Origin of the sequence: Propioniciclava sp. MC1683, from assembly GCF_014164675.1 — a bacterium.
GTDB lineage: Bacteria > Actinomycetota > Actinomycetes > Propionibacteriales > Propionibacteriaceae > Propioniciclava.
This window is the reverse complement of record NZ_JACJFX010000002.1, coordinates 204,996-218,958: the sequence shown is the minus strand read 5'-3', so window position 1 is coordinate 218,958 and position 13,963 is coordinate 204,996. Positions and strand designations below refer to the sequence as shown.

The 13,963-nt window shown below is 71.1% G+C and carries 14 protein-coding genes and 1 pseudogene; 7 read left to right on the top strand and 8 right to left on the bottom strand.

All coding sequences use genetic code 11. From position 1 onward, the window contains the following. Nucleotides 1–154: 154 nt before the first annotated feature. The 3 genes from cysK to H5397_RS02985 form a co-directional block, all read right to left on the bottom strand. Nucleotides 155–1,090, bottom strand: coding sequence for a cysteine synthase A (gene cysK, locus H5397_RS02995; protein WP_182814822.1), 936 nt, complete (start codon nucleotides 1,088–1,090; stop codon nucleotides 155–157). Nucleotides 1,091–1,218: 128 nt separating this feature from the next. Then, nucleotides 1,219–1,548 (bottom strand): sulfurtransferase TusA family protein, encoded by a 330-nt coding sequence (locus tag H5397_RS02990; protein ID WP_182814821.1) that lies wholly within the window; start codon nucleotides 1,546–1,548, stop codon nucleotides 1,219–1,221. Between the two features lie 14 nt (nucleotides 1,549–1,562). Beyond that, nucleotides 1,563–2,624, bottom strand: coding sequence for a YeeE/YedE family protein (locus H5397_RS02985; protein ID WP_182814820.1), 1,062 nt, complete (start codon nucleotides 2,622–2,624; stop codon nucleotides 1,563–1,565). Between the two features lie 476 nt (nucleotides 2,625–3,100). Between H5397_RS02985 and H5397_RS02980 the strand changes: the two genes are divergently transcribed. Further along, the gene (locus tag H5397_RS02980) at nucleotides 3,101–4,816 is read left to right on the top strand and encodes a PQQ-binding-like beta-propeller repeat protein (protein WP_182814819.1); all 1,716 of its coding nucleotides are present in this window, start codon (nucleotides 3,101–3,103) and stop codon (nucleotides 4,814–4,816) included. Here the strand turns inward: H5397_RS02980 and H5397_RS17915 are convergent. Beyond that, nucleotides 4,803–4,973: a hypothetical protein gene (locus H5397_RS17915; RefSeq protein WP_309224260.1), complete on the bottom strand. Its 171-nt coding sequence runs from the start codon at nucleotides 4,971–4,973 to the stop codon at nucleotides 4,803–4,805. The genes H5397_RS02980 and H5397_RS17915 overlap by 14 nt on opposite strands. 60 nt (nucleotides 4,974–5,033) lie before the next feature. Further along, nucleotides 5,034–5,190, bottom strand: a pseudogene (locus H5397_RS17910) (DUF664 domain-containing protein); the annotation flags it as partial. Between the two features lie 42 nt (nucleotides 5,191–5,232). On the opposite strand from H5397_RS17910, the gene H5397_RS02970 reads away from it, so the two are divergent. The 5 genes from H5397_RS02970 (at nucleotide 5,233) to H5397_RS02950 (ending at nucleotide 9,826) form a co-directional block, all read left to right on the top strand. Further along, nucleotides 5,233–6,375, top strand: a complete 1,143-nt coding sequence (locus H5397_RS02970; RefSeq protein ID WP_182814818.1) for a CdaR family transcriptional regulator — start codon at nucleotides 5,233–5,235, stop codon at nucleotides 6,373–6,375. 78 nt (nucleotides 6,376–6,453) lie between these two features. Beyond that, nucleotides 6,454–7,176, top strand: coding sequence for a CoA transferase subunit A (locus tag H5397_RS02965; protein ID WP_182814817.1), 723 nt, complete (start codon nucleotides 6,454–6,456; stop codon nucleotides 7,174–7,176). Nucleotide 7,177: 1 nt separating this feature from the next. Next, nucleotides 7,178–7,825, top strand: a complete 648-nt coding sequence (locus tag H5397_RS02960) for a CoA transferase subunit B (RefSeq protein ID WP_182814816.1) — start codon at nucleotides 7,178–7,180, stop codon at nucleotides 7,823–7,825. A 104-nt stretch (nucleotides 7,826–7,929) separates the two neighbouring features. After that, nucleotides 7,930–8,583 carry an SDR family oxidoreductase gene (locus H5397_RS02955; RefSeq protein WP_309224259.1) on the top strand — a complete coding sequence of 218 codons (654 nt, stop codon included), beginning with the start codon at nucleotides 7,930–7,932 and terminating at the stop codon, nucleotides 8,581–8,583. A 55-nt stretch (nucleotides 8,584–8,638) separates the two neighbouring features. Then, nucleotides 8,639–9,826, top strand: coding sequence for a thiolase family protein (locus H5397_RS02950; RefSeq protein ID WP_182814815.1), 1,188 nt, complete (start codon nucleotides 8,639–8,641; stop codon nucleotides 9,824–9,826). A gap of 49 nt (nucleotides 9,827–9,875) precedes the next feature. Here H5397_RS02950 and H5397_RS02945 read toward each other — a convergent pair whose 3' ends face one another. After that, complete coding sequence (locus tag H5397_RS02945; protein ID WP_182814814.1) at nucleotides 9,876–11,057, bottom strand: aminoglycoside phosphotransferase family protein; 1,182 nt, start codon at nucleotides 11,055–11,057, stop codon at nucleotides 9,876–9,878. A gap of 131 nt (nucleotides 11,058–11,188) precedes the next feature. On the opposite strand from H5397_RS02945, the gene H5397_RS02940 reads away from it, so the two are divergent. After that, entirely contained in the window at nucleotides 11,189–11,593 is a 405-nt protein-coding gene (locus H5397_RS02940; RefSeq protein ID WP_182814813.1) for a hypothetical protein, read from the top strand. A gap of 3 nt (nucleotides 11,594–11,596) precedes the next feature. Here H5397_RS02940 and H5397_RS02935 read toward each other — a convergent pair whose 3' ends face one another. Both H5397_RS02935 and H5397_RS02930 read right to left on the bottom strand, forming a co-directional pair. Continuing rightward, nucleotides 11,597–12,655 carry an iron dependent repressor, metal binding and dimerization domain protein gene (locus tag H5397_RS02935; RefSeq protein WP_182814812.1) on the bottom strand — a complete coding sequence of 353 codons (1,059 nt, stop codon included), beginning with the start codon at nucleotides 12,653–12,655 and terminating at the stop codon, nucleotides 11,597–11,599. Next, nucleotides 12,655–13,908 carry an Nramp family divalent metal transporter gene (locus H5397_RS02930; protein WP_182814811.1) on the bottom strand — a complete coding sequence of 418 codons (1,254 nt, stop codon included), beginning with the start codon at nucleotides 13,906–13,908 and terminating at the stop codon, nucleotides 12,655–12,657. The genes H5397_RS02935 and H5397_RS02930 overlap by 1 nt, the downstream gene beginning before the upstream one ends. Nucleotides 13,909–13,963 lie beyond the last annotated feature (55 nt).

Below are 13,963 nucleotides of genomic sequence, written 5' to 3'. Positions count from 1 at the left end.
CCGTCAAGCGGTAACCAACCCGCGCATGTCAGTCTGACCATCCGCGTCGACGACCACGCCGAACGTCACCAAGCACCGTGCCAAAAGCGAAGTGGCGTCCCCCAACCAGGAGGACGCCACTTCGTCACGCCCCCTTGACAAAAGGGCCTACATATCAGTCGAGCAGGTCCGCGTAGAGGACCGAGGACAGGTAGCGCTCGCCGAAGCTGGGGATGACCACCACGATGGTCTTGCCCGCGTTCTCCTCGCGGCCGGCGAGCTCACCGGCCGAGGCCAGCGCCGCACCCGAGCTGATGCCGACGAGCAGGCCCTCCTCGCGCGCCGCGCGGCGGGCGAAGTCGATCGCGGTGTCGGAGTCCTGCGGGATGACCTCGTCGATCACCGAGCGGTCGAGGATCTCGGGGATGAAGTTGGCCCCGATGCCCTGGATCTTGTGCGGGCCGGGCTGGCCGCCCGACAGGATGGCGGACTCCTTCGGCTCGACGGCGACGATGCGCACCTCGGGCTTGCGCTCCTTGAGCACCTGGCCGACGCCGGAGATGGTGCCGCCGGTGCCCACGCCGGCCACGACGATGTCGACCTGGCCGTCGGTGTCGGCCCAGATCTCCTCGGCGGTGGTCTCCTTGTGCACCGCCACGTTGGCCGGGTTGGCGAACTGGCGGGCCAGGACCGCGCCCTCGGTGGCGGCGGCGATCTCCTCGGCCTTCGCCACCGCGCCGCGCATGCCCTCGGGGCCGGGGGTCAGGACGAGCTCGGCGCCGAAGGCGCGCAGCAGGGCGCGGCGCTCCTTGGACATGGTCTCGGGCATCGCGAGGATCACCTTGTAGCCGCGGGCCGCGCCGACGAAGGCGAGCGCGATGCCGGTGTTGCCGGACGTGCCCTCGACGATCGTGCCGCCGGGCTTGAGCTCGCCGGAGGCCTCGGCCGCGTCCACGATGGCGACGCCGATGCGGTCCTTGACCGAGTTGGCGGGGTTGTAGAACTCGAGCTTGGCGTAGACGTCGGCCTTGGAGTCGCCGAAGAGGCGGTTGATGCGCACCAGGGGGGTGCGGCCGATGAGGGCGGTGGCGTCGGAGAAGTAGTTCGTCATGGGAGGGTTCCTTGTCTGGTTGTGCGAGTGGTGTTCGTTCGGGGAGGGACGTCGGCCGGTGTGCGTGGCGTGCACCCGGGCGACGCCCCCTCCCAGGTCCTGCGGGGGGTGGGTGGCGGCGCCGTGGTTCAGGCCTTCTGGACCGTGATCGTCCAGGAGGCGTCGCCCACCTGCTCGAAGTTCGTCACCGGGTAGCCGGCGGCGGCGGCCCAGTGCGGGATCGAGTCGGTGGCCTGGGTGCAGTCGAAGTCGATGACGAGCTGGTCACCGGGCTCGAGCTGCTTGATCGCCTGCTTGGCCTCCACCAGGGGGAACGGGCAGACCTGCCCGACCGTGTTGAGCTGGTAGCGGCGTCCGCCCTCGAGGGTAGCGACGGGGGTGACGGCGTCCAGGTCGGGGCTGACGGGCGACTGCACGAGGGTGGTGGCGGGGTTGCGGAAGCGGTCGAAGAATCCCATGGGAGGTTCCTTTCTCAACGGGACGCCGCGGGCTGCGGCACGAGCACGGGGGCGGCGCCCTCGCGGCGGTGGGTCTGGATGAAGAAGCGGGCGGCGACCCCGACACCGAGGAAGGTGAACAGGAACGCGAGCCAGCCCTGGTAGCCGAACAGCGCGGTCTGGACGAGCGCGTTGCCGATGGTGCAGCCGCCGGCGATCGCCGCGCCGATGCCCATCAGGGAGCCGCCGCCGATGGCGCGGACCGCGGTGCGGGCGTCGGGGGCGCGGAGGCGGAACTCGCCGGACAGCTTGGCGGCGATGTAGGAGCCGGGGATGAGGCCGAGGACGAACAGGACGCCCCAGTCGATGCGCTCGACGTTGCCGGTGGCGAGGAAGTCCACGATGTTGGCGCTCGGGGTGGTGATGCCCAGGCCGGCGTTGCGGCCGGTGGCGTTGCTCAGCGGGTAGGCCAGGGCGGCCAGGGAGCCGACGGCGATGGCGCTGGCGTAGGGGCTCCACGGCTTCTCGAACAGCAGGTGGGCCAGGCCGGTGCGCTTGCCGGTGGAGGCGAGGGTGGCGACGCGCTGCTGGCGCTGGCGGGTGATCGCCCAGGCCACGACGGCCACGAGGATCGCGACGAGGAACCACGGGCTGATGCCCAGCGAGCCGTGGATCGTGGTCAGCTCCGACTTGTCGGCGCGCGCCGCGTCGTTGACCGGCTTCAGGGCGCCGTACTTCATGACCTGCGCGAGCAGGGCGTAGAAGATGAGCGCGATCCACGAGCCGATGAGGCCCTCGCCGGAGCGGTAGTAGGTGCCGGTGGCGCAGCCGCCGGCGAGCACGATGCCGATGCCGAACAGGAACGAGCCACCGGCGACGCCGAGCCAGGCGACCTGCGGGACGTTGGCCTGGATGAGGCCCGCGCCGAGCAGGAACTGGACGATGACGGCCTGCACGGCGATGGCGAGGCCGAAGGCGGTGAGCCAACGGGTCGAGCCCGAGAGCCACACGTCGCGGAAGGCGCCGGTGACGCAGAAGCGCCCCCGTTGGAAGACGAAGCCGAGCGCGATGCCCAGCGCGAGTCCGGTGAGGATCATGGTGTTCTCCTGGCGGGTGTGAATGGGGTCGGGAAATGGGCGCACGAAGGTGCAGGAATGCCACGGAAAAGGGCATGGGGAAATGGCCGACAATTCACGGGTGCCGAAAAGGCGGCGACGGGTGATTGCGGGTCAGCGCGGGAGTGGGACGCGGGGCGTCCCGGGTGCCGGGGCCGTCAGCGACGGCTCACGACGGCAGGCGTCAGGCGCGACAACAACACGGACAGGCAGCAACACACATGCCGCACGCGAGGCGTGCGGTGTGGGGCTGGCGGGCGTCCGCGTGTCCGGTCATCGAGGGAGATTTCCTTGCCTGGTGGGCCGAAGCCCTGGAACAGATGGTTGAACCGTAGATCAAGAATTCACTTCATGACAAATGACGTCTCACATTTCGGTACCGCGCCCCTCCACCGACGGCGGGGAAAGCGCGAGTAGGCTGGGTGCGGCCCGACCCCAGGACACGGATGGAGACGAGAATGGTGCACGCGCGACGGCTGGCAGCCGCGGGGCTCGCCCTGGCCACCCTCGTCGGCGTCGCCGCGTGCTCCACCGAGACCGTCCGCACCGGCGAGCGGCCCAACAAGCCGACCGCGGCCGCCACGCAGGCCCGGACGCCGAACGCCGACCCGGCAGCCATCCGGCTCTCCGAGCTGCCGGGCTACCTCCCGCCGCGCGGGACGGGCGAGGCCAACGTCTTCGAGCGCAACATGACCGACTCCGCCGGCACCTTCTCGTGGTCGGTCGTCGACGAGCACGGCGAGCCGACCGGCTACTCCAGCCGCGAGCAGGTCGTCTTCGGCGACCCCGAGACCTACAACCAGATCCCGGGCGTGCTGACGTTCCGGGGGAACAACCACCGCACCGGGGGCGCTTGGGGCACCGCGCAGGTGACCGAGCAGCAGCTCGAGGTGGCGTGGACCAGGCAGATCGGCGAGATCCGCGGCGAGGGCTCCTACTGGCCCGGCGCCGGCTGGACCGGCCAGCCGCTGCTCGTCCAGTGGCCGCGCGAGACCAAGGTGGCCATGGGGCTGGACGCGAAGTACGTCGACGACGACAACTTCGTCGAGGTGATCTACCCCGTCTTCGAGGGCAAGATCCACCGGCTCGACCTCAAGACCGGCGAGCCGACCAAGCCGGCCATCGAGGTGGGCTGGGGATTCAAGGGCACGGCGTCCGTCGACCCCCGTGGCTACCCGCTGCTGTACGCCGGACAGGGCCTCAACGACACCAACGGCACGATCGGCCCGTGGCGGTACCGGGTGTTCGACCTGATCCAGAACAAGGAGGTCTGGCACATCGCCGGCCTCGACCCCGCCGCCCCGCGCCAGGACTGGGGGGCGTTCGACTCCTCCGCGCTGGTGGACGCCCAGACCGACACGCTGATGGCCCCGGCCGAGAACGGGCTCATCTACAAGGTCAAGCTGAACAGCTCCTATGACCCGGAGGCGAAGAAGGTCACCGTCGACCCCGAGGTGACGCGGCTGCGGTACACGGCGTCCGGCAACGAGAAGTACGGCATCGAGAACTCGGCCGTGGCCTACCGCAACCTGATGTTCGCCGCCGACAACGAGGGCAAGCTCTTCGCCTGGGACGCCACCACCCTCGAGATGCTGTGGATGCGCGAGGTCGAGGACGACACCGACGCCTCGCTCGTGCTCGAGGAAACCCCGCAGGGCGTGTACCTCTACACCGGCAATGAGGTCGACGCCCGCAAGCAGGCCACGGGCGACCTGGTCACGAACATCCGCAAGATCGACGCGATGACCGGCAAGCAGCTGTGGCAGTACGACATCCCGGCCTACTACACCGGCATCAACGGCGGCGTGCTGGCGACGCCCGTGCTCGGCAAGGGGCCGATCGCCGACCTGATGATCTTCAACATCTCCCGCACCACCGCCCCGCGCGAGGGCGACCTCGTGGCGCTGGACAAGGCCACCGGCGAGGTCGTGTGGCGCCGCCACCTGGGCAACTACTCGTGGAGCTCGCCGACGCTGGTCACCTCGACCGACGGCCGCCTCTACGGCGTGCTGGCCGACTCCGAGGGCGTGATGCACCTGTTCGACCCCGAGACCGGCGAGGACATCTCGACCGTCAGCCTGGGCAAGAACGTCGAGGCCACCCCGTCGGTGTTCGGTGACATGCTCGTCGTGGCGTCCTACGACCGCAACATCTACGGCATCAGGATTCGCTGAACGCGTCCGCGATGCCTTGGAGCTTCGCGACATGGGCGGGCCAGCCACCCTCGGGCTCCCACACGTTGCTGAGGCTCGGCGTCATGCCCGTCGCGCCGTCGATCGCCTCGCGCAGGATGTCGGCCTGGCCGGCGTGGCGGGAGACGTCGTACAGCACGTGGACCAGCAGCCGCCGGAATGCCGTGCTCGCGGCCCAGGCACGCCCCGAAGTACTCCGCCTCGACCCCGGCGCAGTGCTTGACCAGGCCCAGCAGGCTGGTGCCGGTGGACGTGCGCGGCAGCCGCAGGTCACGCTCCGACAGCCCCTCGGTCTTCCAGACCAGCCCCTCGCGGGCAGCCCGGAGGTAGCGGGCCAGGATGTCCTTCTCGTCCATGCCCCCAGCATGGCCAACGCCGCCGACATTTACGATGGCCCCATGAGCGCGCCCGAGCACCCCGACCTGGGCGCCGTGCTGGCCCCGCTCGGGGCGTCCCTGCCCGAACTCGCCGAGGCCACCTGCGCGCAGATCTACGCCGAACTCGACTCCTACGCCTCGATCTCGCACGAGGCGCTGACCGCGGCCGTGCGCCGCAACCTCGACACGGCCATGGACGCCCTGCGCTCCGGCACGGTCCCCCACCCGGCCCAGCTGGACGGGGCCGCCCAGACCGCCCGGGAGCGCTTCGAGGCGGGCGTGCCGGTCGAGGAGATCGTCCGCGGGTTCCGGATCTCGATCGCGCTCATCCACGAGCGGTTCGTCGACCTCGCCGTCACGCTGGGCCTGCCCGCCGAGGCGACCGTCGGCGGCGTCCGGCTCATGTGGGGCGTCGCCGACGCGTTCACCACCCGCATCATCACCGAGTACCACGCGCTCGAGGTCGACGCGGCCCTGCGCGACGTCCACCGGCGGGCCGCCACCGTGCGTTCCCTGCTCGCCGGCGAGGCGCCGGCCGAGGCGCACAGCACGCTGAACCCGACCGCCGCCTACGCAGCCATCCGGGCCGACATCCCGGACGCCGCGGGTTCGGAGTCCCTGCGCCGCCGGCTCGAGGCGTCCGGGTCGACCCCCACGGCCCGCGCGGTGGTCGTGGTCGACGGCGGACAGTGCCTGGGGTTGGTGGCCACCACCCCCTCCGTCGACGACGTGCCGGTCGGCATCGGCCCGTTCGGACGCCTCGACGACCTGCCCCGCTCGGACCGGGTGGCGCAACAGGCCCTCGCGCTTGCCCGGCGCCTGGACCGCACGGGCGCGCAGGGGGTCGACGACCTGGGCTGGCGCCTCGCCGCCGCGTCCCGCCCGGATGTCTGGCGCCACTACGCGGAGCGGTTCCTGACGCCGTTGGAGTCGGAACCGGCCTACGCCGCCGAGATCCTCGGCACACTGCGGGCGTGGTTCGCGGCGGGGCGCAGCATCCCGCGCGCGGCGGAGGCGCTGCACGTGCACGTCAACACCGTCCGGCACCGTCTCGGCCGGTTCGGCGAGCTGACGGGCGCCGACCTCGATGATCCCGACGACCTGGTGGGCGCGCTCTGGGTGGCCGAGTTGGGCGCACCCGAACCCGCGGCGTCCGGATTGTAGAACTACACAATGTGCTGACTGTCAGACTGGACGCCTGACCGTGGCACACCCGTGGCGCCCGACCCTACGGTTGGACGCATGAGCAAAGTCATCGAGGACATCGCTCCCGCGCTCACCGAGAAGCTCCGCGACGGGATGACCCTCGCCGTCGGCGGCTTCGGGCTGTGCGGGATCCCCACCGACCTGATCAAGGTCGTGCGCGACTCCGGGGTCAAGGACCTCACGATCGTCTCCAACAACCTGGGCATCGACGGCAAGGGGCTGGGCCTGCTGCTGGAGAACAACCAGATCAGCAAGGTGCTGGCGAGCTACGTCGGCGAGAACAACCTGTTCATGCAGCAGTTCATCAGCGGCGAGCTGGACGTGGAGTTCGTGCCGCAGGGCACGCTGGCCGAGCGCATGCGCGCGGGCGGGTCCGGCATCCCGGCGTTCTACACCGCCACCGGTGTCGGCACCGAGGTCGCCGAGGGCAAGCCGACCGCCGACTTCGACGGCCGCACCTACGTGCTCGAGCGGGGCATCGTCGCCGACATCGCGCTCGTGCACGCCCACACCGCCGACACCACCGGCAACCTCGTCTACCGCCGCACGGCGCGCAACTTCAACCCGGTCGTCGCCATGTGCGGCGAGCTCACGTTCGTGCAGGCCGAGAACATCGTCGAGCCGGGCGCGATCGACCCGGACGCCGTGCACACCCCGGGCGTGCACGTCACCCACGTGACCCGCGCGGTCTCCCCCACCGACATCGAGCAGCGGACCGTGCGCCCGCGCCCCGGCTCCGCCGACCAGAAGGAGGCCTGACATGGGCTGGACCCGCGACGAGATGGCCGCCATCGCGGCCTCCGAGCTCGCCGACGGCGACTACGTGAACCTGGGCATCGGCATGCCGACCCTGGTCGCGAACAACCTGCCCGCGGGCGTGACCGTGCACCTGCAGAGCGAGAACGGCATCCTGGGCATGGGGCCGTTCCCGTACGAGGGCGACGAGGACCCCGACCTGATCAACGCCGGCAAGCAGACGGTGACGCTGCTGCCGGGTGCGGCGATCTTCGACTCAGCGACGTCGTTCGGGATGATCCGCGGCGGCAAGATGGCCGCGGCGATCCTGGGCGCGATGCAGGTGGCCGGCAACGGCGACCTGGCGAACTGGCAGATCCCCGGCAAGCTCGTGAAGGGCATGGGCGGCGCGATGGACCTGGTCGCCGGCACCCGCCGCGTCATCGTGATGACCGAGCACGTCGACAAGTACGGCAAGCCGAAGATCGTCGAGCGGTGCACCCTGCCGCTCACCGGCGTCGGCGTGGTCGACCGCATCATCACCGACCTGGCCGTGTTCGACGTGGTCGACGGCGCGCTGGTGCTGCGGCAGCTGGCACCGGGCGTGAGCGAGGATGAGGTTCGGGACAAGACCGAACCGAGCTTCACCGTCGACCTGCAGGAGTCAGCATGAGCACCTATCCGAACTACCACGACGGACGCCGTGCGCTCGTCACGGGCGCGGCGTCCGGCATCGGCCGCGAGGCCGCGATCAAGTTCGCCTAGGCCGGCGCGCACGTGCTCGCCGTGGACATCAACGCCGACGGCCTGGCCGCTCTGGCCGCCGAGGTGGACGGCATCGAGCCGGTCCCGTGCGACCTGTCCGACTACGACGCCATCGCCGAACTGCCGACCGACGTCGACATCCTGGTCAACGTGGCGGGCATCCAGACCGTGAGCCCGATCCACGAGTTCCCGGTCGAGAAGTTCGAGTTCATCATGCGCGTCATGCTGCACGCGCCGTGGTACCTGATCCGGCAGTCGGTGCCCCACATGTACGCCAACGGCTGGGGCCGCATCGTGAATGTGTCGTCGGCTCACGGCCTGCGCGCCTCGGAGTACAAGTCCGCCTACGTCACCGCCAAGCACGGCCTCGAGGGGCTCTCGAAGGTGGTCGCGCTGGAGGGGGCTCCGCACGGCGTCACGTCGGTGACCGTCAACCCCGCCTACGTCCGGACGCCGCTGGTCGAGAAGCAGATCGCCGACCAGGCCCGCACTCATGGCATCTCCGAGGACAAGGTCATCGAGAAGATCATGCTCACCCGCTCGCACGTGAAGCGGCTCATCGAGCCCGAGGAGGTGGCCGAACTGGTGCTGTTCCTGACCGGCCCGGCCTCGGCGTCCATGAGCGGCACGTCGTACCCGATCGATGGGGCCTGGACGGCCTACTGACCGCCGAGGGCTTGAGTTTTCAGCGCCCAGGGCTTGAGTTTCACGAGGAGAAGACATGAAGAAGACCGACGACCCGATCGTGGTGGTGGGCTACGCCCGCACGCCGGTGGGCAGCTTCGGCAAGGCGCTGGCGTCGGTGCCCGCGCACGTGCTGGGCGCAACCGCGGCCAAGGCCGCGCTCGAGCGCGCCGGCCTCACCCCGGAGGACGCCCAGGAGTGGATCATCGGCTGTGTCGGCTCGACCGGCACGGACGCCTACATCAGCCGCCGCGTCTCGATCGAGGCCGGCGCCCCCGAGGAGTCGACGGCGATGACCGTCAACCGCCTCTGCGGCTCGGCGATGCAGGCGATCGGCCTGGCCGCCCAGGAGCTGATGGTCGGCGAAGCCGACATCGTCGTGGCCGGCGGCACCGAGAACATGTCGGCGCAGCCGTTCATGGACTTCTCGGCCCGCTCGGGCGTGACGCTGGGCAACCGCACCGTCGTGGACGGCACCAACGTGCTCATCACCGACCCCTTCTCGGGCGAGGCCATGGGCATCACCGCCGAGAACGTGGCCGAGCGGTTCGACGTGTCCCGCGAGGCGCAGGACGAGTTCGCGCTCGAGTCGCAGCGCCGCGCGCAGGAGGCGCTGGCGTCCGGGGCGGTGGCCGCCGAGATCACCCCCGTCACGATCTCGTCGCGCCGCGGCGATGTGGTCGTGGACGCCGACGAGCACCCCCGCGCAGGCCTGACCCTGGAGAAGCTGGCCGGGATGCGGCCGGTCTTCAAGAAGGACGGCACGGTGACAGCGGGCAACGCGTCCGGCATCAACGACGGCGCGGCCATGCTAGTGCTGACGCGGCTGTCGGTGGCCAAGGAGCGCGGGCTGACCCCGCTCGCCGAGCTCGTCGACTTCACCAAGGTCGGCATCGAGCCCGGGATCATGGGCTACGCCCCGAAGCCGGCCATCGAGAAGATCCTGGAGCGCAACGGCCTGTCCAAGGACGACATCGGCTGGTACGAGATCAACGAGGCCTTCGCGGCGCAGGCCCTCCCGGTGTCCCGCGACCTCGACCTCGACCCCGCCAAGGTCAACCCGCTTGGCGGCGCCATCGCGTGGGGCCATCCGATCGGCGCGACCGGCGCGATCATCTCGATGCGCACGATCGAGAACATCCGGAAGACCGACCTCGAGTGGGGGCTGGCGTCCATGTGCATCGGCGGCGGCCAGGCCGTGGCGTCGCTGTGGCGACGCCTCTGAGGAACCCAAGCCCTCGGCGCTGGTAACCCAAGCCCTCGGCGCTGAAAACTCAAGCCCTCGGCGCCCAGGCCAGGGCGCGGTCCAGGCGTGCGGACGCCTGGGCCTCGCCCGCGCCGGACATCAGGCCGAGGATGAGCCCGGCTGTGCGAGCACGCAGGGTGGGGCCGTCGACGACGTCGCAGAACGCGGCGTACCAGCGGTCGATGAGCCCGGGCAGCTGCGCGTAGTGCACCGCCGACAGGTCGGGCAGCACGACCAGGTGCGCCATGAGCGTGGCCAGGTCGTCGACGAGGTGGCCCGGCCCGGCCGACTCGATGTCGATCACCGAGGTCGCCCGCCCGTCGACGGTGAAGATGTTGGCCTCGTAGAAGTCTCCGTGGGTGGCGACGACGGGGCCGAGCTCGGCACGCGCGTCGGCGGCCAGCAGCCGCTCCCCCAGGTCGGCGATCTCGGACGCCCGCCCCGGCAGCTCGACCGCCGCGGTCTCCAGCGCCATCCGGAGGCGCACATCGTGCCCCCGCTGCGGCGGCAGGGTGCGCACCCCGCCGGGCAGGCGTCCGAGGAGTTCCAACAGCGAGGCCGGGTCCGGCTCCACCGCCCCCTGCATCGACCACGCCGCCAGCGCCTGAGCGAGCGAGACACCCTCGGCCGCCGCGGTGATCGTGACCCCCTCGGCGGGCACGGCGACCACCGGCGGGGTCACCCCGGCCGGGGCGAGCAGCGCCATCCGTTCCAGGTACTCCAGGTGCCGCTTGGGCCGCTGCAGCTTCACGAACCAGCGCCCGCCGTCGACGTCCGCGCGCAGCACGGCGCGCCGCATCGGCCGGTACGCGACCGCGGTCAGCGCCACCTCACCGGACGCCAACCCGGCCGTGGCCAGCCAACCCGCCACGGCGTCCGGGGAGAACGCCTCGGGGGCGGAGGCGAGGACCGGGTCGTGGGGGTGTCGCCAGACGCGGAACCCGAACTGCTCGCTGTCGAGCGTGGCAACTTCGCCGGTGACGTCGGCGGTGGTGGCGAGGAGGTACTCCTCCTGGCGGACGGCGTCCTGCTCCAGGACCACCTGGTAGCCGACGGTGACGTCGCGGCCGGCCCGGTAGTGGATGGCGTCGGTGTGCACCTCGAGCCCGGGCAGGTCGGCGTCGGGGGTGCCGGTCAGCACCTGCCGGACCAGCTCGTCGCCGTGGTCGAGGAGGTGGCGTCGGTGCGCTTCGAGGTCGAGCCGGGGCATGCCCCGAACTCTAGGGGAAACACTGTTACCGAAGATGAGGGAATTCTCATGCTCAGGCAAGGGCTCCCCTCACGAACGGCCCTGAGTATTGATGTTGTCAACGAAACGAAGAATTGCTGGGGGATCGGAGAATGACCATGGGTAAGACGCTCACCACCTTCACCATCGGCGGCGTGCTCGGGGCGGCCATGTTCGGCGGATTCGCCCTCGCGAACGCTGACCAGCAGATGCAGCAGCCGATGAACCGGCCGGCCATCACGGTCGAGCCCCGCGCCGCTGCAGCCCCGCTCCAGGGCACCCTGACCCTGAGCGCCCAGTCCGCCCCGACCACCGCCTCGGTGGCGTCCGTCGCCTCGACGGTCTCGGCGAACTCGCCCGCCTCCGCACCGTCGGCGAACACCCCGGCCAAGCCGGTCGCGAAGAAGCAGACCACGACGACCGCCAAGACCGTGGTCAAGCCCCCGGTCAAGAAGGTCGTGGCCGACAGCCCGGCCAGCTACGACAGCCCGGCCAGCGCCCCCTCGGCCGACAGCTGAGGTTCAGGCCAACCAGCACCAGGCGGCCACCAGGCCGGGGCCCAGGTCCAGACCATGCCAGCGCGTCCCTCGGGGCGCGCTGGCTGCGTCTCCGCGCAGTCCCTCCCCGGACGCCTTGAGGTAGGCCTCGGCGCGCACCCAGTCGACGAGGGACGCCGTCCCCGGCGGCGGTGCGGAGCCGGCCTCCTCGAGGTCGACGCCCAGCCGCCCGGACTGCGCGAGACCCACGAGGGTCAGCTCGCCCGCGTGGGCGATCGACACGGCCGGACGTGACCCGTCGGCCAACCGCAGCACGGGGCGTCCGTGCTGGTCGGAACCGCAGGCCGGGCACAGGTGCTCGAGGGCGACCGGCTCACCCGCCAGGTCGGCCAGCAGGGTGGCGGCATCGGCCTCGCCCCACGCGAACCGCGGCCCCTCGGGCAGGACCCGGATGGCCGCGTGGTCGTCGGCGTCGAGCGCGAGCACGCCGCCGCCCGAACGGACGGCACCCTCGTCGTCGACCGTGAGCGCTACCCCGGGGACGACCCCCAGGTCGCTGAGGCGGGCCAGCTGTTCGGGGTCGGTGTCGGCCACGCGTGCGACGGTGTGCGTGCCGGGCCCGGCGTCGGCGAGGAGGGGGGCGACGAGGCGGGTCCAGGACCCGTCGGGCCCGGGGATCGCGTCGCCGTGCGGATCACGCCGCGGGTGCCCGAGGTGGACGTCGACCCGGGCGAGGAAGCCCTCGGAGGACGCGTGCTCGAGGAGCTCGGCGTCGTCGTGGACCTCCTCCCAGCCGTAGCCCAGCACCTCGGTGAGGAAGGTCTCGATGAGCCGGTGGCGGCGCACCATCGCGCGGGCGAGCTCCTCTCCGAGCTCTGTGAGCGCGACCGGCTTGTAGGGCGCGTAGGTGATCAGTCCCTGCGCGGCCAGCCGCTTCACGGTGTCGGAGACGTTGGCCTGCGTGGTGCCGAGCCGCGCGGCGATGCCCTTCGTGGTGATCGGCGGGTCGCCCCACTCGACCGCGGACCAGATGACCTTGAGGTAGTCCTGGGCGATCGGGGTGAGGTCGTCGACGTGTGGCATCAACCCCAGCCCAGCACGGTGAGCCCCACGAGGGCAAGGTTCAGGGCGATGACGAGCGCGATCACGACCCACGCCGTGACCTGAAGGAGGCGGCCGTTGACGTGGCGGCCCATCAGGGTGCGGTCGCTGGTGATCCGCACCAGCGGGATGAGCGCGAACGGGATGCCGAGGCTGAGGAACACCTGGCTGAACACCAGCGCGGTCGTCGGGTTGACCCCCGCGGCGAGGATCGCGAGCGCGGGGACCAGCGTGACGGCGCGCCGGACCACGAGCGGGACCTTGATGCGGAGGAGGCCGTTCATGATCGTGGCGCCCGCGTAGCAGCCGACCGAGGTCGATGCGAGGCCGGAGGCGAGCAACCCGATGCCGAACAGGACGCCGAAGGCCGGCCCGAGCGCGTCGGTGATCGCCGCGTGGGCACCCTCGATCGAGTCGGTGCCCGCGATGCCCTGGAGGCTGGCGGCGGCGAGCAGGAGCATGGCGATGTTGACCGCCCCGGCGACGAGCATCGACAGCCCCACGTCCCAACGCGTGGCCTGCAGGATGCGCGGCAGCTCGTCGGGCCGGTGGCCGTGGCGGTCGCGGGCCAGGGCCGAGTGCACGTAGATGGCGTGCGGCATCACGGTGGCACCGAGCATGGACGCCGCGAGCAGCACCGACTCCGATCCGTCGAAGCGCGGCACGAGGCCGTTGGCCGTCTCGGGCCAAGAGACGTCGCTGACGAACAGGCCGGCGCTGAACCCGATGGTGATGACGAGGAGGAGGCCCATCACGGTGAGCTCGAAGGGGCGCTGGCCGCTGCGGGTCTGGACGGCCAGGATCAGCATCGACACCACGCCGACGATCAGCCCGCCCCAGACGAGCGGGATCCCGAACAGGATCTTCAGCGCGATCGCCCCGCCGAGCACCTCGGCGAGGTCGGTGGCCAGGGCGACGGCCTCGGCCTGGGCCCAGTAGGCGATGCGTCGGCCGCGCGGGAGTCGGTCACCGAGCAGGCCCGGCAGGCTGCGGCCCGTGACCAGGCCCGACTTGGCGCTCAGGTACTGCACCAGCATCGCCATGACGTTGGCCGCGACGAGCACCCACACCAGCAGGTAGCCGAAGCGTGCGCCCGCGGTCAGGTTGGCCGCCACGTTGCCCGGGTCGACGTAGGCGATGGCCGCGACGAAGGCGGGGCCCCACAGCCACGCGAGCGGCCGGACCGGCTTCGGCGATCCGGCCCGTTCAACGGTCGGCGTCGCCGCGGGCTCCATGCAAAGTTAAGCTACCCGAACTTTTCTCCGGGCGCATGCCCGGCTGCCCCTCAGC